Annotated in this window: 19 protein-coding genes; 8 read left to right on the forward strand and 11 right to left on the reverse strand. The window is 40.3% G+C overall.

Features of this window, described 5'->3' with window-relative positions:
• Positions 1-64 precede the first annotated feature (64 nt).
• The 8 genes from BUC17_RS06700 to BUC17_RS06740 form a co-directional block, all read right to left on the reverse strand.
• On the reverse strand, positions 65-901 hold the full coding sequence (locus tag BUC17_RS06700; protein WP_073362811.1) for an ABC transporter permease: 837 nt from the start codon (positions 899-901) through the stop codon (positions 65-67).
• A 3-nt stretch (positions 902-904) separates the two neighbouring features.
• Positions 905-1,804, reverse strand: a complete 900-nt coding sequence (locus BUC17_RS06705; RefSeq protein WP_073362813.1) for an ABC transporter ATP-binding protein — start codon at positions 1,802-1,804, stop codon at positions 905-907.
• A gap of 419 nt (positions 1,805-2,223) precedes the next feature.
• A complete protein-coding gene (locus BUC17_RS06715; protein WP_073362816.1) occupies positions 2,224-3,630 on the reverse strand; it encodes a Fic family protein in 1,407 nt (468 codons plus the stop codon).
• 153 nt (positions 3,631-3,783) lie between these two features.
• Complete coding sequence (locus BUC17_RS06720; RefSeq protein WP_073362818.1) at positions 3,784-5,721, reverse strand: hypothetical protein; 1,938 nt, start codon at positions 5,719-5,721, stop codon at positions 3,784-3,786.
• Between the two features lie 1,257 nt (positions 5,722-6,978).
• On the reverse strand, positions 6,979-7,728 hold the full coding sequence (gene tpiA / locus BUC17_RS06725) for a triose-phosphate isomerase (protein ID WP_073362819.1): 750 nt from the start codon (positions 7,726-7,728) through the stop codon (positions 6,979-6,981).
• On the reverse strand, positions 7,728-8,234 hold the full coding sequence (locus BUC17_RS06730) for a TlpA family protein disulfide reductase (RefSeq protein WP_073362821.1): 507 nt from the start codon (positions 8,232-8,234) through the stop codon (positions 7,728-7,730). The genes tpiA and BUC17_RS06730 overlap by 1 nt, the downstream gene beginning before the upstream one ends.
• 3 nt (positions 8,235-8,237) lie before the next feature.
• Entirely contained in the window at positions 8,238-9,335 is a 1,098-nt protein-coding gene (locus BUC17_RS06735) for a MauE/DoxX family redox-associated membrane protein (protein ID WP_073362822.1), read from the reverse strand.
• Positions 9,336-9,394: 59 nt separating this feature from the next.
• A complete protein-coding gene (locus BUC17_RS06740) occupies positions 9,395-9,937 on the reverse strand; it encodes a DUF1599 domain-containing protein (protein WP_073362823.1) in 543 nt (180 codons plus the stop codon).
• 106 nt (positions 9,938-10,043) lie between these two features.
• On the opposite strand from BUC17_RS06740, the gene folP reads away from it, so the two are divergent.
• The 5 genes from folP (at position 10,044) to BUC17_RS06765 (ending at position 13,686) form a co-directional block, all read left to right on the forward strand.
• Complete coding sequence (folP, locus tag BUC17_RS06745) at positions 10,044-10,865, forward strand: dihydropteroate synthase (protein ID WP_073362825.1); 822 nt, start codon at positions 10,044-10,046, stop codon at positions 10,863-10,865.
• Entirely contained in the window at positions 10,862-11,500 is a 639-nt protein-coding gene (locus BUC17_RS06750) for a hypothetical protein (protein WP_073362826.1), read from the forward strand. Before folP ends, BUC17_RS06750 begins: the two co-directional genes overlap by 4 nt.
• 46 nt (positions 11,501-11,546) lie before the next feature.
• Positions 11,547-12,779, forward strand: coding sequence for a helix-turn-helix domain-containing protein (locus tag BUC17_RS06755; protein WP_073362828.1), 1,233 nt, complete (start codon positions 11,547-11,549; stop codon positions 12,777-12,779).
• A 68-nt stretch (positions 12,780-12,847) separates the two neighbouring features.
• Positions 12,848-13,336, forward strand: coding sequence for a DoxX family protein (locus BUC17_RS06760; protein ID WP_073362829.1), 489 nt, complete (start codon positions 12,848-12,850; stop codon positions 13,334-13,336).
• On the forward strand, positions 13,333-13,686 hold the full coding sequence (locus BUC17_RS06765; RefSeq protein WP_073362831.1) for a hypothetical protein: 354 nt from the start codon (positions 13,333-13,335) through the stop codon (positions 13,684-13,686). The genes BUC17_RS06760 and BUC17_RS06765 overlap by 4 nt, the downstream gene beginning before the upstream one ends.
• Positions 13,687-13,694: 8 nt before the next feature.
• Here the strand turns inward: BUC17_RS06765 and rlmH are convergent, their stop codons facing one another.
• On the reverse strand, positions 13,695-14,168 hold the full coding sequence (rlmH, locus tag BUC17_RS06770) for a 23S rRNA (pseudouridine(1915)-N(3))-methyltransferase RlmH (protein WP_073362832.1): 474 nt from the start codon (positions 14,166-14,168) through the stop codon (positions 13,695-13,697).
• Positions 14,169-14,263: 95 nt separating this feature from the next.
• Here rlmH and BUC17_RS06775 point away from each other — a divergent pair, with 95 nt between their 5' ends.
• From BUC17_RS06775 to guaB, 3 genes are all read left to right on the forward strand, one after another.
• Positions 14,264-15,286: a quinone-dependent dihydroorotate dehydrogenase gene (locus BUC17_RS06775; protein WP_073362834.1), complete on the forward strand. Its 1,023-nt coding sequence runs from the start codon at positions 14,264-14,266 to the stop codon at positions 15,284-15,286.
• A gap of 42 nt (positions 15,287-15,328) precedes the next feature.
• Positions 15,329-16,192 carry a hydroxymethylglutaryl-CoA lyase gene (locus BUC17_RS06780; RefSeq protein WP_073362835.1) on the forward strand — a complete coding sequence of 288 codons (864 nt, stop codon included), beginning with the start codon at positions 15,329-15,331 and terminating at the stop codon, positions 16,190-16,192.
• A 163-nt stretch (positions 16,193-16,355) separates the two neighbouring features.
• Positions 16,356-17,828, forward strand: a complete 1,473-nt coding sequence (guaB, locus tag BUC17_RS06785) for an IMP dehydrogenase (RefSeq protein WP_073362837.1) — start codon at positions 16,356-16,358, stop codon at positions 17,826-17,828.
• Between the two features lie 159 nt (positions 17,829-17,987).
• Here guaB and purB read toward each other — a convergent pair whose 3' ends face one another.
• Both purB and BUC17_RS06795 read right to left on the reverse strand, forming a co-directional pair.
• The gene (gene purB, locus BUC17_RS06790; RefSeq protein WP_073362838.1) at positions 17,988-19,331 is read right to left on the reverse strand and encodes an adenylosuccinate lyase; all 1,344 of its coding nucleotides are present in this window, start codon (positions 19,329-19,331) and stop codon (positions 17,988-17,990) included.
• A gap of 55 nt (positions 19,332-19,386) precedes the next feature.
• Positions 19,387-20,076 (reverse strand): SIR2 family NAD-dependent protein deacylase, encoded by a 690-nt coding sequence (locus tag BUC17_RS06795; RefSeq protein WP_073362840.1) that lies wholly within the window; start codon positions 20,074-20,076, stop codon positions 19,387-19,389.
• Between the last annotated feature and the right edge of the window lie 16 nt (positions 20,077-20,092).

The following is a 20,092-nucleotide window of genomic DNA, read 5'->3' on the forward strand; positions in this document are numbered from 1 at the left end:
TAAACAATACCCCGCTATTAGGCGTGCATACTATTTATTTTTTGACGATTTTAACACTCGTAGGCTACAAATCTCTTTTTTGAATCAACGCATACGAACCCCATACAAAAAGGCCGGTCCACACCAAGACAACCGCCACCAAACCGTAATCCACAGCATAGTCTTTGATTTCAAGTACACCAACCTGATTTCCAACGGCTTGAATCATATCCAATTTGGTGAAGGGTTCAATCAATACCCCCGACATCGCTTCCAAAGGCATGTATCGGAAAATACTACGCGCCAATTCAAAGTCGTTGACAATCAGTTTTCCAAAAATCAAGTAACCAATATTTTCAATCAAATACCAAACAAACAAAAATCCAATCGCAAAAGCCGACCGTTTGATCAGTACCCCCAAGAACAAACAAAAACTAAAGAACCCAGTTAACTTGACAAAAAAGGCCAATAAATAATCCATTTCCGAGAAAATAATGCCTACCTCGTCATAGGTTGAATACATTAATCCCAAAAGCAAGGAAATCACAAATATAAAAACCGTCGACAAACCCGAAAACACCAAGACCGTCAAGAACTTAGAGAGGACAAATTCTTTCTTACTCATCCCGTCAATCAAGTTCTGTTTTAAGGTGCCGTACGTGTATTCATTGGCCATCATCGAAACAATCACCAAAGCCAAAAAAATCTTCGGCGACGCCCCAATGTAGCTGTTCAAATGCCAAATGTAGGGGAAGTTAAAAATACCCTGCTCGGAAGCATCAAAGTGTATAGGACCCAAATCAAACTCAATCGAGGCAATCAGTGCAATCAAACTCAAAATTCCAAAATAGGTCAGGGTCAAGATGCGACTCGCGCGATTCAACCAAATTTTCTGTAATTCTATGGCTAATAAACGTTTCATGTCTTAGGATTTTGTTTCGGTTAAGGTTAAAAATTGCTGTTCCAACGAGCGTTTGCGTTCCATCAAGTGATGCACGTAAATCCCGCGCTCACTCAAAAATTTGTTCAACAAACCGGCATCCAAGCCGCTTTTCGCCTGAACCACTACGGTATCTTGTTCAAGGGTAATCGAACTCAAATCGGGATACTGGGCCAAGGCCGTTTGCAGTGCTTCGAGCGAGGCTGACCGTAATTCCCAATAACTCTGTTGCGATCCCATGCCTGCAACCGTACCCGAATACAATACTTTTCCATATTGCAAAACCAAAACATGTGAACACACTTTTTCCACTTCGTCCAATAAGTGCGAAGCCAATAATATCGTCGTTCCTTGCGAAGCGATCAACTGAATTATTTCGCGAATCTGTCGTATCCCTTGCGGATCTAAACCGTTGGTGGGTTCGTCCAAAATCAAAATCTCAGGGTCGTTCAACAAGGCCGAAGCAATCGCCAACCGCTGTTTCATTCCCAACGAAAAGGTGCGAAACTTACTGTCTTTGCGCTCCCACAAGCCCACAAGTTCCAATTTCTCCTGCACTTTGTGGTACCCGATGCCTTTGATTTTACACACCAGCTCCAAGTTTTGCTGTGCCGACATATAGGGATAAAAATTGGGACGTTCAATGATGGCCCCCACTTTCTTCAAAGCTTCGTGGGTAGGCAATTTTCCATCAAACCAAGCATAGTCGCCCGAACTGCGGTTAACCACATTCAACACGATACCCAGGGTAGTAGATTTTCCCGATCCATTCGGACCCAATATCCCGTAAACGTTGCCTTTTTGAATGTCCAACGACAAATCATTCACCGCATGCACGCGGCCATACCGTTTGTTTAAATTCCGAATCGATAGTATTGTTTCCAAGCGTATAAAAAGTTAGGTTTATGTTTTAGACGATACAACAAACGGTTTGTTACTTGGTTGTTCATTTTTTTGGGCACTCCCCCGAATCCCGCCACGTTTTCAAAGCACTTTTGTGGTCGGGGTCCGGCTTTCGGCCGTCGCTGGCCTTGGGCTCCCGCCCCGGCCGAGCTCCCCAAGGCCTCTATCCGTAGTGCAAAAAAACGCCCGGAAAAATCGGGAGTGTAATTCATAGGTAGCTCGGGAGTTTAGGAGCTTTCTTTACCTAGAACTTGAAACCTTAAACCTAAAAAACTGCAACGCCAGGTGACGGTAGCGGCGGCTGGCTTTGTTTTTACTGCTTGAAAGGATTGACTTCGTCGAATTTTGTTTCACGCAGGAGTAGGGTACCAGGTATTTGTGTCTAAAATATGTTAACATACTTACTGATTGAAATCCATATAAACCTCGAGTAACTGATCTATTAATTTTCTGATTATTGGAGTAGCTAAATGAGTTTCTTTGGATTCCACATAACCTTTTCGATTAAAATCTTTGACACCCACCATCATTTTATCACCTTTCATACCAACATTAACAAATTCAATCTTATCGTCAAGTTTTTTTGTATGACCGGCCTCTCTCACTGATGCGTACAATTTGATGAATGGGAAACGAGCTTTTTTCTTTACAACTTTAACTTTTTTCTTGCCTTCTTCGTAGAAAGGCTTTCTAACTTGAATAGGAGGATAAAATCTCTCAAAATAAAAAATTACAGTTATTTTTTTATATTTTTTTTGGTTAACAAGCGCAAGAGTAAAATACCATGTATTAGAAACTTGTCTATTCTCAATAATATCTAAATATTGGTTAAAACTTATAATTGGAAAATCTCTAAATTGAAGTTCTATGCCATCAACTTTATCTGAAATTAGAGATATTGACTGATGGAATCTTGTTTTAAAGACGTCCATAGATGAACGCCAAACTTCATAATCGTATTTATGAGTTTCTATTTTCTTGGTAGCAACTGATTGATTAAATTTCCCAATCCATTCTTTTTCTCTTTCTTCCTCATTTAAAAATTCCTCATAAATTGATGTTGTTTCATATAATTTATCTGTAATTAATTCTATCAAAGGACTTAAGTCTTTTTTATCAGCTGCAGTTAAAGCATTATAATATCTATCTCTGTCTTCAATTCGGATGATTATTTCTGGATATCCATTTTGTAATAAATAAAAATTCATAATTAATCTACTTATCCTCCCATTTCCATCTTCAAAAGGGTGAATCCAAGTAATCCAATGGTGAAGTATTGCTGCTTTAACTATTGGAAATATACTCGTAGTTTGATCATACCATTGATACATTTTTTCTAAATGTTCTTCCACCAATATCCATTCTGGAGGCGAATGGTCTGAATTCTTAATTTTCACATCTTTTTTTCTGCAAACTCCTGGCGCTATATTTGGTATTCCAGTAAGTAGAATTTGGTGGAGCTCCATCATATTTCTCTTGTTTAATTTTTCATTACCATTAATTAAATCATAAAGAAAGTCAATAGCATTACTTAGAGTCTTTGCCTCTATTTGATCTTTTAAAGGTTTATCATTTAACTCAAGATTATCTAAAATAACTTCAGTTTCTCTTAAAGTTAAAGTATTCCCCTCTATTGCATTGCTATTGTATACATGAGAAATTTTAATTTGTTTAAAGATTTTTTTCTTTAATTCAAGATTTAACCCATTTTCCCTTCTAGCATTGAGTCTGTTGACTACATTTTGAATATCTTTTATTACGCTTTTTAAATCTTCATCAACGATGTAATTTGTAATTGGGTATTCCATTTTTTACTTATTTGAATTAGAATTGTAATTAACTTAAAGTTGAAAGTCAAAAGTTGCGATTAAGCTCAACGATATTTTTCTTACTAAGGTAAATGTTTTATGAGTAAACTCAATGTTGAATTTATACATTTAAGCAATAGCGGCTTATTACTTTCAACAGTGGTTTCTTCTACTTAAATTTATATCATCCTCAATTTTAAGCAAAATGAGAATAATTATTTTGAGTATTAAATTGTAATCACTTTTATGTTTTTCACTAGATAGAGTGTTAGTACCATGCGAATATTTATTTCTTAAGTCGTATCCGTTTGTATATATCTTTTGATTTAAATAAAAATTGAAATATTTTACTTCTTCCCTAGAAAATAAAGTACTTTCAGCTAATAATTTTTTATCCTTAATTAATAAGTCAACTTCATCTCTTACGAATTTTGGATAATGCCAATAACTTAGTAATTCATTTCTATGAATTTCTCTAATAATGTATAACAAAGTAATTTTTTCAATTTCAACTATATTTTTACTATTTAACTTTAAGTAACCATCTTTAATGAGACTTTGAATTGTATCTTTTTGATAATTAGCAAAATCATCTAAGTTGACTTTCTCGAATGTTAATAAGTCAAAGAGGTTAGAATATTTTGTTCCGTAAGTTTCTGTATGAAACAGATGACTTTGGTCTGAAAAAAATATATGTTTAAGATTTATGATTAGTCTGTCATTCGGGTAAATATACTTTATTTTATTTTTACTTGTAACTTGACTAAATCCAATAGGTTTTGAACTTACATGTAGAAGATCTATATCTATCATTCCGTATTCAGCTAAATTTTTGTATTGTTTTAGCAGAAAATCTAAATCGGGTAATAATGTACGAATTTTATCTAATTCAGGTGTATCTGAAACTCTTAAATTAAAAATTATTTTATTAGGTACAATCATTTGATTTATATGTTCTATAAAGTAATTAATTAAAAGTTCAATTCCACTTCCTTTTCTATTTAAGTAATATTCAATGATAAGTAGTTGTAAATTTGAAAGTATTTCTTTTCTAGTAAAAAATTCCCCTATTTCATATTCATTTTTTGATTTTAACCCAATTACACGCTCTATCACATCTAATTCACATGATTTACTAACTAAATAGATTAGTGAAGTTTCATCAATGTAATTAAATAATGAATTGAAAGATTTGAATAAATCTACATAGTTTTCAATTCCATCTAAATATTTTTCACTGTAAATAACTTCGAATAATCCATTTTCATTTTTCAATTTTACAGGTTCATTTTGGTCTTTATTGAGTCCAACTTGAACCCTTACATTCCAAACGTGTCCACTCTCTAGTATTTCTTTATTTTGCTTCTCTGACTTTTTTTTAGCTTTGTATCTAGTTTTATCTTGAAGCTTCATTTCATTAGAATCTTTAGATTTTTCGATTAATCTTACATAATTTAAGTTGCAAAAATCTGAGTCTAGATAAGTATTTATTATGCTTTCTTTATCTTCAAGACTCAAGCTTTTAGGGAAATAATATTTACATGATTTTTTGTTATCATTTTTTTTTTCAAATTGAGAAAGCAAAATTTCAGCTGTGGTTTTGTAAGTCAATAAAAATTCACGAATCTCTTTATTGAATTTCTGAACAATCTTCTCTTGTTGAAGTATATAATTTATTTGATACGAATAATTTTCAATAATTTCAGCAAATTTTTGATTAGAGATATTTTTATAAACTGATAGTTTGCTAATTAGTTCCCAAAAGCTACCAATATAAACATTCTCTAAATCATTTATGAGAGATTCTATATTTTGGTCGTTGATTTCTATAAATCTATTTTTCAGAGTTGACCATTTTTTTTCAATAATCCCAACATAATTAATTTTATCAGTTTTACTCCATTTAGGCAAAAATAATCCGTTATCGAAATGTAGTTTTATATTGTAAATTTCGAGTATATCATTTAAGGTTAAATTGTGTTTTAAACTTAAATTTTCTAATAGTTTTTCAGTTTTAATAAGGTTATGACTTAATGCCATATCCTCTTTCGAATAAAATACGATTCTTTGAATTTCTTTTCTATAATTCATGTTTTACATTTGTTCGGGTAAAATTGTTATTAAAAGATGATAATAACATTATACATTATTCATTTCCCACCCCTCTCTGCAATTTAAAAAATTCTACGACAACTCTCCTTAGTGTTTTTCCTGTTTTTTTAAGGTTTTTTTCCTCTAGGTAGTCGGTTTTTTTCCCCAAGTCATAAAATTACAGCAAAGAAAAGTGGGGAGGGTACGGTTTTCCGTAAAGGGGCGTAAAAGGAGTTCTTATTTGGGGTGGTATAGCGCTTGCCAAAAAAGGCAACGTAAGGGGGTAGCTTCGTTCAGCGGGAGTGTACATAAAACAGCGTTGGGGTAGTTTTCATGTATTCCAAATTCTGAACGCAAACGCTAGTTTTGCCCCAAATGATGGGCTGGAGTAGGGATACGCCCTAGATACTCCATAGATACTCCATGAAAAAGCCATGAAATCGAAAACCCAAAATCATAGTCGAAAACCAGCGAAAACCAGCGAAAAAGATAAAAAAGAAATCCCCCCGTTTCGGGTCTAAAGTTTCAAGAAACCAGCTATATTTTTTTAGCAAACCCGCGCGCAACATTATGGGATTTATACTTCTTTGGAAGCACAACTTAGGGGTAAAGTTTTTAGCTAGCTAAAAAATATAACGTCCTGTTGTCCTTTCGACGTAAGGAGAAATCCCATCCCTATCTTCACACAACGATTGTTCAGGAGCTCAGCGGCTCAGCGGCTCAGCGTCTCAGCGACTCAGCATCTCAGAATCTCAGAATCTCAGCCTCTCAGCAGCTTTCAATGAAAACAATCAGCTCGTCACACGATTTTACCCAACGTTATGGGATTTCTCCTAACGTCGAAATGACAATCGTATCTAAGGGCTATTGTGCTCATGAAACGAAACCTCACCTCGTTCGCATCCGGACCTAGGAGCAATTATACCTTTCCTTCAAATCCAGAAACATCATCCGTAAACAGCAGTAAATTTGTGATGTTTATGGGGTGTTTTCTCAGGAGCTCAGCATCTCAGCGGCTCAGAAGCTCAGCCTCTCAGCAGCTCAACACCTATGTCCCTATGTGGTTAAATTTAATTACTACCTTATTTTACTGTGTAGTAAACTTGAAAAATGGGTTATGTTTTTAAAAACCACATAGCAACATAGTTCGCATAGCCGTTGCATGGTGCTTAATGTAGGAGACTAGGGGAGGTTTGTCGTTGACGATTGTTCAGGAGCTCAGGAGCTCAGCATCTCAGCGTCTCAGGAGCTTATAAATTAAATCGCTTCCGCAATCGCCACAAAATCGGCCACTTTCAAAGCTGCGCCACCAATCAAACCACCATCGACATCGGGTTTGGAGAATATTTCACGCGCATTGTCGGGTTTTACACTACCGCCATACAAAATCGAAACATCTTCCGCCACTTGAGGGTAGCGTGATCGTAAGGTGTTGCGAATGAATTCATGCATTTCTTGTGCTTGATCTGGGGTCGCCGTTTCTCCCGTACCAATCGCCCAAACGGGTTCGTAAGCCAAGACAATTTGCGCCCAGTCCTTATCGTCAATATGGAACAATCCATCGCGTAACTGATTTTCAACGACGTTAAAATGTTGTCCGTTTTGACGGTCTTTCAACTCTTCCCCAAAACAAAAAATAACGGTCATATCGTGTTTCAAAGCCGTATCTACTTTATTCGCCAAGGCGGCATCCGTTTCGTTGAAGTACGCACGACGCTCCGAGTGTCCTAGAATCACCGTATTAACCCCAATGCTTTTTAACATGGCAGCCGAAATTTCGCCGGTAAAGGCACCGCTTTCTGCTTGATGCATATTTTGAGCCGCTACCGTAATCGGTGTAAATTCAACATGATCAGCCGCCGAAGCTAAATTCACAAAGGGAGGCGCAACAATCACTTCGGCCTCAATATCGTCGGGAAGCGCGGCAATTAATTCGTTTAGGAAATCTTCTGTTTCTTCAGCATTTTTATGCATTTTCCAGTTGCCGGCAACAATTTTTCTTCTCATTATTTCAACGTTTTTAAAGTAGCATTAAGTTGTTCAAAGTCGGTTTCAATCGCCCGATAGGTTACAATATTTCCTTCAGCATCCAAGACGATGTAGCGTGGAATCCAGTCCAAATCAATCGATTTTCCAAAACTTCCTTTCATGCCTTTTTCATCGTTCACCCAGTATTGATCGCCCGTGAGTTGGTGCTTTTCAATCCCCGCTTTCCATTTGTCAAGCCCTTTATCCATGGAGATAAATACATAATCAACATCGGGATGTGCCGCTTGCATTTCTTTGACTTTAGGCATGGCTTTGACACAGTCGCCGCACCAAGACGCCCAGATTTCGATAACCGTAATTTTCCCACGGTGGCGTTTGAGTAAGTCGCCAAACGATAATTCTTGGCCTTGTAAATCGGTTACTTTTTCTTGTTTTGTAGCCTCCGAAAATTGCTTGGGAGGGGTGCTTTGCGCACAGGATACGAGGGAAAGTAAAATCACAGCGAAAGGGATTATTTTTTTCATACGTTATAATTTAGGATTGGATTTTTTTAATTCTTCATAGCTCTTTTTCAACACCGTTTGCAATTCGGCGGGTTTAAATTGATTGCTGTCAATGCCCCACCAGTATTTCACTTCATTACCATTCCAAAGGTATTTTACCCCAGGCGTGTCTTTTCCACGGCCCAATTGATTCCAAAACGGAATAATCTCGATGATTTGATACGGATAGGTAGCGCCCGTTTCTTCAAAAAACTTCGGAATCAAATCGGCTTCCTCATTCATAAAGATAATGGATATAGGAGGCATAGAAGGATTCGTTTTTCGCATTTGGGTTAGCTCTTTGGCAGCATCCCGACAATGGTCGCAGCCCGGTACGAAGTAGCAGAGTATCTTTTTCCCCTGATCAATAGTAGGAAACATATTGGCATAGCCTGAGCTCACTTTTTTAGGCTCTTTGGGGGCTTGAACTACTTTGGCAGTTGCCAAGGTATCGACTTTTGTTTTCGCTACGGGGGCAGCAATAGTATCTGGAGTTTCGATGGCTACAGAGGTCGTGTCTTGCGGGACTACGGTGGGCTGACTCACTGTAAATTCAGGAGCGGGCGGTTGAATCGGTGCCAACATAAAAATCCCGAGAATGGAGGCAAAAAGGACAGTAGTCAACACCCAAAAGTTAGGCGCATCCGACCCTTTCGGAAGTAATCGGTTGAGGTACCAAAGCAGTCCAACCGCAATTACATTTTTGATAATCGCCTCCACAGGGGTCATCGGAATCAATTCGCCAAAGCAACCACAATTTCCCGAATTTCCACTGATAAAGGTTTCATAACTCAAATGGCCAATGAAAACCACTAAGAGGGCAATCGTGGCAGGAATAATAAAGCGTTTCAACCAATGGTTTTGCAACAACAAAAGGCCCAAAGCCATTTCAATTCCGATTAACGTACGTGAAAAGAATACCGCAACTTCTGGTGAAAATCCCATCGGGTACAATTGCTTCACTTCAAAAGTTGAAATCGCAAAATAGGGGGAAGGATATAATTTGGCAATGGCCGAAACGATAAACAATACGGCCACAACAATGCGCAAGCCCCACGCGATTGGGGTAGAGTTATTTTTCATACAAATTACTTTTTTGACAAAGGTAATACCCCAAACGTATAGGGGATGTTAACGATTTGTTATTGCCCGAAGCCCATTAAGATCAAGGCAAAAACCGAATAATTAATCATGTCTTGGTAGTTGGCATCAATGCCCTCCGAAACTAAGGTTTTCCCTTGATTGTCTTCGATTTGCTTGACGCGCAATAACTTTTGTAAAATTAAATCCGTTAAACTGCTCACGCGCATGTCCCGCCACGCTTCCCCATAGTCATGGTTTTTGGCTTCCATTAAGGCTTTGGTGAGGGCCACTTTTTCGTCGTAATAACGTGCCGCGGTGGCCGTATCCATGTCGGGTTGATCCACAACACCAAGTTCCAACTGAATCAAGGCCATCAAACAGTAGTTGATGATACCAATAAATTCTCCTGTTTCATCTTCATCGACTTTACGCACTTCATTTTCTTGCAAACTTCGAATGCGTTGCGCTTTGATAAAGATTTGATCGGTAAGAGAAGGCAACCGTAAAATACGCCAGGCACTGCCGTAATCGGTCATTTTTTTGACAAACAAATCACGGCAGATGCCGATGACCTTATCGTATTCTTGAGCTGTATTTCGCATTAACTCGTATCTTTGTTTGAAATTTTTTCAAATGTAACGAATTCGACCAAAACAACCCAAGTTAGCTATTGTTTTTCACCGAAATCGTTTTCCTATTTTACACCCTATGATGCTACAATGCCGAGGCCAATTGCTGGATTTATCAACGCCCAAAGTAATGGGAATACTCAATCTTACCCCCGATTCGTTTTACGATGGTGGAAAGTGGCAACATCGGGAACAAGTGATCGCACAAGTGCAACAAATGCTCGAAGATGGCGCTACGTTTATCGATATTGGCGGTTATTCGAGTCGCCCAAATGCTTCGCCGGTTGCTGAGGAAGAGGAACGCCAACGGGTGGTACCCATTATTGAAAGTTTGGTGGACTATTTTCCCGAGATTCTCATTTCTATCGATACCTTTCGCAGTAGTGTGGCCGAAGCTGCTGTTCATGCGGGTGCGTGTATGGTCAACGATATTTCTGCCGGACTGTTGGATGCTCAAATGCTCCCCACCGTAGCGCGATTGAAAGTGCCTTACATTATGATGCACATGCGTGGTACGCCGCAAACCATGACCACACTAACCGATTACGAGAATATCGTTACGGATATGCAATACTATTTTTCGGAGCGCATCGCGGCCGCAAGGGCGTTACAGATAAATGATGTGCTCATCGATCCCGGATTTGGTTTTGCCAAAACATTGGAACAGAATTATGAGGTATTGCAACGGTTGGAATTGTTTCATTTTCATAAAGTTCCTCTACTCGTAGGCGTTTCCCGAAAATCTATGATTTATAAAATCCTACAATCCACCCCGCAAGAAGCACTCAACGGCACCACTGTGTTGCATACCGTTGCCTTGCAAAAAGGAGCGCACATACTTCGGGTTCATGATGTGAAGGAGGCGGTGGAATGCATTCAACTTTTACAACAATTTCGATGAAAAAAAGTTATCTCTTATGGGGGCTTTTGGTCCTTTTAACCGCTTGTGCCAATAAGGAAGTTCTTTTGCCTGAAGCGGAAGTTACGGTGGTAGAAAAAGTCGATAATTGGTCGCCGGTGTATCTTTTTTTTGCTCAAAAAGGCAAGGATACGGTGGCCGATTTAAACCGAAAGAATACGATTACCTCCACGAATTACATTTTCAACATCGATAAGCGGTTGCCGATGCGCTTGGTGATTCCCGAAGTTAATTTGGTTTTACAAAAGAAAGAGGCGAGTCCGCACAAGAGTGAAGTGGCCCAAAATTACTTTTCCTATTCCGATACCAAAGCCCGCCGGTTGGCTTTTTTAAATGTACAACGGATAAAATTTACAACGGGGACATGTCCAAAAGGTATTGTAGTACATGTCTCAAAAGCGGGCAAAGTTCGCATCCTTGAGCAATCGGTAGCCGTGGAAGACATTCCCTCCTTTTTAGCGCAGCTTCCTTCAGATAAGCCATTTAAAGCACAGTTTCAATTTGAAGGCGATATGCCCTATGGCGCCTATATGAAGTTTCGCATTGCGGTACAGCAGTGGACGATTCCTTCCATGGGAGCGCATTGGTTTTCAGAGGATTGGTTTTCAGAGCGATAGGATTTCGTCTTTATTTTTCGTAGCTTCGACCTAAACTAGGCTTGTAATGACCTTTCAATACAACTTTTACAGCGTTTTTTTATTGGTATTTTGGATTCATACGGCAATTTATGCAGGGCTATTTTTCCGAAAGTTTGTGGTGCAACAACAAAAAGCAGCACTATGGATGGGATGGTTTTTGATTTTGGTAAATCTTTACACTGCACCATGGATGCTGGGATTTGCGGGTTGGTATGACAATCAGCCTTACCGTACGATTCTTTTTTACGTACCCTTTCAACATTTATTTTGGATTGGACCCGTCATCTATTTTTATTTGGTGACGTTACTCAATCCAAGGTTTACGTTACAAAAACGTGATTTCTTTCATTTTCTTCCAGGTTTTTTACACCTTTTAATGAGTGCTTGGGTAGCCTTGTATGACTTGGGCATTGCAAAACAGCCTTATTTTATCACCAATGGCGAAGATCCAGATTTTCAGCCGTGGTATCAGGGACTCGGACTTTTGAGTATGATTTTTTATGGATTAGCGGCGTTACGCTACTATCATTTTTACCGAAAAGCCTTGGAATCTGTACTAAGTAATGCCGCCGATTTTCTTCTGGTTTGGATGCGTTGGTTTTTAATCATTTTTCTCTCCTTATTGGTTTTTCGTGTTAGTTTTATAGTCCTTGAATTATGGGTTTCCCTCGATTATTGGGCGACCTGGTGGTATTTTTTCGGATTCATTGTCGGGGGCTATATCTTAGCCATTGCAGGATACGCCCATGCAGGAGTGTCAAGAGTCTATTTTCAATCCAAATTTTGGTCTCCCCAAATTCAATGGTATTTGGCGCCTCCCAAAGTGCTTTTGGGAACAACTACTTCATCATTTGTTGATTTTAGCGCGGATAGTAGTGAAGTAGTAGAAATGGAAAACTCCGTCGTTTGGACAGAATGGATCCAAAAAATTGAAGCAGCTATTACCGAACATCAATTGTATTTGGATCCCGATTTGACCTTATTTGCCTTAGCTCAAGTTTTTCAAATCCATCCCGTACAACTCAGTAAAATCATCAATCAAGGTTTTGGAAAAAATTTTAACGATCTCATCAACGCCTACCGCATTGATCATTTCAAACACCTTATTCTCGAGAATCGGCAACAACGTGAAACGCTTTTAGCCTTGGCTTTGGAATGTGGTTTTAATAGCAAGGCTACCTTTAATCGGGCGTTTAAAAAACAAGAAGGTATGAGTCCGCAAGCCTATATTAAGGCGCAAAAAAATCGTTACAACTAGGACTCAAATTATAATCTGAAGCGCGCAGGTCTGAATTTCAGGGCAACTTTGCTCAAAATTCAGAACGCATGAAAACATTTCTTTTACACCTTACCCGACCCACACTACAACGCTACGTATGGCAAGATGCGTTGTTATGGATTCCGAGAATCTATTGTGGCTATCATCTTGCCTTTAATTTTGGTGCCGCCAAATTTGGACTGCCTTGGAGTCCGCCCGAGAATAACCTCGGTTTCTTTGAAGTCGCTTTTTGGTTCCCCAACGACATTAATGAATACGGTGGTGTTTTTTCACTTTGCCCCGCAATTTTCGCTTGGTTGGGGGCCTTCAGTGAAGCGGTTGGCGGTTTGGCTTTGATCCTCGGATTTCAAACCCGTATTTTCTCTTTTCTCATTGCGGTAACTATGTTAGTCGCAGCTTTTGTCCAACATGCCGGCGAAGAACTTTGGCAACAATTGCCCGCTATGCATTTCTTTTGGGTGGCCTTGTACTGTATGATGTTGGGCAGTGGCCGCTTTGGTATCGATTATTTACTCACTAAAAACAAAACGCTATGAAAAATTTCGCATTCTTCTTTATTCTTGCCCTGACTTTGGTGTCGTGTGTCCAAAAAGCTTATGAACGTAAAGTTGAACTCACCTTGCGTTTGCCAAAAAAACAAACGGTAACCACAATTGGAGTTTACGGTAGTGGCAATCCGTTGTCATGGCAGCAACCGTTAGCACTCGAGCCCATTATTGCCGATTCGGTCTACCGTGTGACGTTTACCTCCAAAACGGGTTATTTACAAACCGAACTAAAATTTATGGTTAATGACCAATGGGAACTATATAACCAGCCCAATCGTATTTTGAAATACAATACTGAGGGCGTGACAAAAATGGAGGTGGTGTTTGATCGACAGTAAAAAAACTTTTACTGATGATGATACGGCTCACCTTTTAAAATCGTAAAGCCGCGGTACAATTGCTCAATAAAAAATAAACGCACCATTTGATGGGAAAACGTCATAGCCGATAAGGCAACTTTACCCTGGGCTTTTTGGTACACCGTTTCACTAAAACCATAGGGGCCGCCAATCACAAAGACGAGCGTTTTGAGTCCGGCATTCATCTTTTTTTGTAAAAATTCAGAAAAACCCACACTCGTATAGGATTTTCCGTTTTCATCCAACAAGATTAATTCCTCCCCAGGACCGACTTTCGACAAAATCAATTCGCCTTCCTTTTCTTTTTGCTGGGCTTCCGATAAGTTTTTGGCATTTTTGATGTCGGGTAAAATCTCCAATTCAAATTTGATGTAAAACGACAACCGCTTTTGATAGTCCTCCATCAATTGTTGCAATTGCTTGTTGTCGGTTTTTCCAACGGCCAAAAGTTTGATGTTCATCCCCTTTATTTTTCATCGCAAAAATAGGGAAAATTCTAAGGGAGCCTGAAAAGTTCAAATCGAATTGTATCTTTGTGCCACACAACAACACAACCATGTACCGCATTCTTATTCGTCCGATACTCTTCCGTTTCGATCCTGAAAATGTTCACCATTTTACCTTTAAATGGATAAAAATACTCGCGAAGCTTCCAGGATTTTCCCGACTTTGCCGAGCGCTTTATGACGTCAATGATCCGCGACTCGAACGGGAAGTCTTTGGATTAAAATTCAAGAATCCAGTAGGATTAGCCGCTGGTTTTGATAAAGATGCGAAGTTGTTTAATGAGTTGTCCGACTTCGGATTTGGATTTATCGAAATTGGGACACTGACGCCCGTGGGACAAGAAGGGAATCCCAAAAAACGATTGTTTCGATTGCGTGAAGACGAAGCCATTATCAACCGAATGGGGTTTAACAACGGCGGTGTGCAAGAAGCCGTTGCACGATTGAAGAAAAATAAAGGCGTTCTTATTGGGGGTAATATTGGAAAAAATAAAGTGACCCCCAACGATGAGGCGGTTTCCGATTACAAAATCTGTTTCGAAGCCTTATTCCCCTATGTGGATTATTTTGTGGTGAATGTGAGTTCGCCCAATACGCCCAACCTGCGCGAACTTCAGGATAAAAAACCCTTGACCGAACTTTTAGCCACCTTGCAAACGGAGAATCAAAAGCGTCCGCTGCCCAAGCCTATTCTATTAAAAATTGCACCCGATTTGACCAACGAGCAGTTGTTGGATATTATCGAAATTGTGCAAGATACCCATATCGCAGGGGTGATTGCTACCAATACAACGTTGTCTCGTGAGGGCTTGTGTTCGCCGAATAAGTCAGAAATGGGTGGACTTTCGGGCAAACCCTTGACCCATCGTGCGACTGAAGTTATTCGTTTTTTACATGAAAAAAGCAACGGTTCCTTTCCAATTATTGGGGTGGGAGGCATACATTCGGCCCAAGACGCCTTGGATAAATTGGATGCGGGAGCGAGTTTGGTGCAATTGTATACGGGGTTTATTTATGAAGGACCATCTTTAGTAAAGGCGATCAATCAAGCCTTGTTAGCACGGATGCGTTAATTTCCTTTACGAAAACGTTTTCTTTATTATATTTGGCCTCGGATGGAAACAGTAAAACTTATCGAATGTCCACGGGATGCCATGCAAGGCATCAAAACGTTTATTCCTACAGAGGTCAAAGTCAATTACCTTCAAGCGCTACTGCGGGTCGGGTTTGATACCCTAGACTTCGGAAGTTTTGTTTCTCCTAAAGCCATTCCGCAAATGCAAGACACGGCTGAGGTTTTGGCCCGATTGGATTTAAGTCAAACGCGCAGTAAACTCCTCGCCATAATCGCCAATACACAAGGCGCCCTAAATGCAGCGGAGCATCAAGAAATTCAGTACCTCGGTTTTCCTTTTTCGATTTCGGAAAATTTTCAAATGCGCAATACCCACAAAACCATTGCAGAAAGTTTAGTCACGTTGCAAGAAATTCTGGAAATTGCACAGGCTTCCCAAAAAGAAGTAGTAGCTTATTTATCGATGGGCTTTGGCAATCCGTATGGCGACCCTTGGAATGTAGAAATCGTAGGGGAGTGGACGGAGCGCTTGGCGCAAATGGGTGTCACAATTTTGTCATTGTCGGATACCATTGGGAGTTCTACCCCCGAAGTAATTACGTATTTGTTCAGTAATCTCATTCCAAAATACCCCAATGTCGAGTTTGGAGCACATTTGCATACCACACCCGACAAGTGGTATGAAAAAGTAGATGCAGCATACAAAGCAGGTTGCCGTCGTTTTGATGGTGCCATTCAAGGTTTTGGCGGATGCCCCATGGCCAAAGACGACCTCACAGGCAACATGCCTACCGAGAAAATGCTTTCCTATTTCACGGCTGTCAAAGCCCACACCGGATTGAGTCCGATGAGTTTTGAAAGCGCCTATAATGTCGCATCACGCGTGTTTGGGGAGTTTCATTAGAGGTTTCAAGTTTCAGGTTTCAGGTTTCAGGTTTCATGTTTCAAGTTAGACTAACCTGTAACCTGAAACTTTAAACCTGAAACAAATAACAAATTTTAAACCTTTTCCTCAAATAAAAGCCCTACATTTGCATGCAATTTAACAACAACAACTAAATTGCAACATGAAGGCACATACTACCAAAATCGTTGGTGAGGGATTAACTTACGACGATGTTCTGCTCATTCCTGGATACTCTGAAGTGCTTCCCCGCGAGGTCAATATTCAATCCAAATTCACCCGAAATATTACCCTAAATGTTCCCGTAGTTTCTGCGGCGATGGATACCGTGACCGAAAGTGCTATGGCTATAGCGATGGCGCAAGAAGGGGGGATTGGTGTTTTGCATAAAAACATGACCATCGAACAACAAGCAGCCAAGGTGCGTAAAGTAAAACGTGCCGAAAGTGGGATGATTATTGATCCGGTGACGTTACCCCTTTCTGCTACGGTTGGTGATGCCAAAATGGCGATGAAAGAGTACGGTATTGGTGGGATTCCCGTGGTCGATGAACAAGGCTTGTTGAAAGGAATTGTGACCAATCGTGATTTGCGTTTTGAAAAAGTGAATAGCCGCTCTATTTTGGAAGTGATGACGTCAGACAACTTAGTTACGGCGGCACAAGGAACAACCCTAATGGAGGCAGAAAGTATTTTACAAGAAAATAAAATTGAAAAGTTGCCGGTTGTTGACGGTCAAAATAAGTTGATTGGTTTAATCACCTTCCGCGATATCACCAAATTAATTCAGAAACCCAATGCCAATAAAGATGCCTTGGGTCGGTTGCGAGTAGCGGCCGCGATAGGCGTTACAGGCGATGCTTTGGATCGTGCCACCGCTTTAGTAAATGCAGGCGTTGATGCTATTGTAATCGATACCGCCCACGGTCATTCACAAGGGGTTATCCGTATCTTAAAAGAAGTAAAAACTAAATTCCCGCAATTGGACGTTGTAGTCGGAAATATTGCCACGCCTGAGGCTGCCTTATTTTTGGTTGAAAATGGCGCCGATGCGGTAAAAGTGGGTATCGGTCCGGGTTCTATTTGTACCACGCGCGTAGTTGCAGGTGTGGGATTTCCACAGTTTTCTGCTGTGCTAGAAGTAGCGGCTGCTCTTCGCGGCACAGGTGTTCCCGTGATTGCCGACGGTGGAGTTCGTTATACCGGCGATATTCCCAAAGCCATTGCAGCAGGAGCCGATTGTGTAATGCTCGGGTCGTTATTGGCGGGAACCAAAGAATCTCCTGGGGAAACCATCATATTTGAAGGTCGTAAATTCAAATCCTACCGCGGTATGGGTTCGGTTGAAGCCATGCAAGAAGGTTCGAAAGACCGTTATTTCCAAGACGTAGAAGATGATGTAAAAAAACTAGTTCCCGAAGGTATTGTAGGTCGCGTGCCTTACAAAGGCGAACTCAACGAAAGTATGCAGCAATTTATAGGCGGATTGCGGGCTGGTATGGGGTATTGTGGTGCCAAAGACATTCCAACCCTACAAGAAAACGGGCGTTTTGTGCGTATTACCGCCAGCGGCATCGGCGAAAGTCACCCGCACAACGTGACTATTACCAAAGAAGCCCCGAATTATTCCCGATAAAATAATAATAGGATGGCGTATCTTTTCAAAATAAGATGCGCTATTTTTTTCTTTCCTTGAAGTAATGAGAAAAGTAAGTCCAAAAACAAAAAAACGGCTCACCTCAGTAAGCCGTTCATTTAAAATTTATAATTTATAATTTATAATTCATAACACCCCTCATATTCCCAAGTAATTACTCGGTGTAATGGCCAGTAATTCGGCTTTGACAGCATCATTTACTTGTAAGGTTTGTATAAACGCTTGAATAGATTCTTGGTTAATGGCACTGTTGGTTCGGGTTAAATCTTTTAAGGCTTCATACGGATTCGGATACCCTTCCCGACGTAGAATCGTTTGTATAGCCTCAGCTACCACAGCCCAGTTGTTTTCCAAATCTTCGGCTAATTTGGCTTCGTTCAATAATAACTTGTTCAACCCTTTTAATGTAGCTTCAAAGGCGATAAGGGTATGGCCCAAGGGGACGCCCACGTTGCGCAAAACGGTACTATCGGTCAAATCCCGTTGCAATCGAGAAATGGGTAATTTGGCGGCTAAATGTTCAAATAGCGCATTGGCTATCCCTAAGTTCCCTTCTGAATTTTCAAAATCAATCGGATTCACCTTGTGCGGCATAGCTGAAGATCCAATTTCACCGGCTTTGATTTTTTGCTTAAAATAATCCATCGACACATACGTCCAGAGATCGCGATCCAAATCAATTAATATCGTATTAATTCGCTTTAACGCATCAAAAAAAGCAGCAAAATGGTCGTAATGCTCAATTTGTGTGGTAGGAAACGAATGGTGTAACCCCAAAATGCCTTCCACGAAATTGGTACCAAAATTTTTCCAGTCCGTATTCGGATAGGCTACACGATGCGCGTTGTAATTTCCAGTAGCTCCCCCAAATTTAGCGGCAAAAGGAACATTAAACAGCAATCGCATTTGTTCTTCCAATCGTTCCACAAACACCAAAATCTCTTTACCCAAGCGGGTAGGAGAAGCGGGTTGCCCATGGGTACGCGCCAACATAGGTACATCATGCCATTCCATCGACAACTGTTTAAGTTTGGCGATAACTGCAATTAACGAAGGCAAATATACTTTCTCAAAAGCCTGTTTTGTCGAGAGTGGAATAGCTGTATTATTGATGTCTTGCGAGGTCAGTCCAAAGTGAATGAATTCTTTGAAGGGGTCTAAACCTAAGGCGTCAAATTTATGTTTGATAAAATATTCAACGGCTTTAACATCATGGTTGGTCGTTTTTTCAGTTTCCTTAATCCACAAGGCATCTTCCGTTGTAAATTCGTTGTACAACTCCCGAAGACTTGGAAAAACCGATGGATTAACGTCCTTCAATTGTGGAATACCCGCTTCACACAAAGCAATAAAATACTCGATTTCCACAAGAACACGGTATTTGATTAACGCTTCTTCCGAAAAATACGCAGCAAGCGGTTGGGTAACTTTACGATAACGTCCGTCTATGGGCGATATGGCGTTCAGTGCAGTAAGTGACATAGGTTGTGTTGTTAAGGCGCAAAATTACGGATTTGATTTCGGAAACGCCAAGCGATCACAGTACTTTTTTTAACTTTTCCCAAAGCAGGGGAACGCCTATTGTAGCCGATTCTGAAATGATTTCCAACGGATTAGCCACATCATACAGGGAAGCGGGTTTGGGGTCAATATAAAACAATGGAACACCCGGTCGCGCATAGTGAATAAGTCCCGCCGCAGGATACACTTGCAAGGACGTTCCTATCACGACAACGGCATCCGCTTGTTGTACATAGTGTAGGGCTTGTTCAAGTGCAGGAACCTCCTCACCAAACCAAACGATATGAGGACGCAGTTGTGCTCCCTTTTGATCTATATCACCCCAATGCAAATCACCCGGCCAGTCGATGATGTAATTGGGGTCTTGGGTCGATCGCACTTTTAATAGTTCACCATGCAGGTGTAAAACATGCGAACTGCCCGCCCTTTCATGCAAGTCATCCACATTTTGCGTAACGATATGTATCCGATAGTCCTGCTCCATCGCGGCCAAAGTGGCGTGTCCAAAATTGGGGTGTACGGTATGCAATTGCCGTCGTCGTTGGTTGTAAAATTCCAAAACCAATTCGGGATTACGTCCAAATCCCTCGGGAGTAGCCACTTCCATAACGTCATGACCTTCCCAAAGACCATTGGCATCGCGAAATGTGGCAATTCCACTTTCTGCCGAAATACCGGCACCTGTTAAAACGGTAAGTGTTTTCAATTGTAATTATGAATTA

This window comes from Flavobacterium fontis (genome assembly GCF_900129405.1).
GTDB lineage: Bacteria > Bacteroidota > Bacteroidia > Flavobacteriales > Flavobacteriaceae > Flavobacterium > Flavobacterium fontis.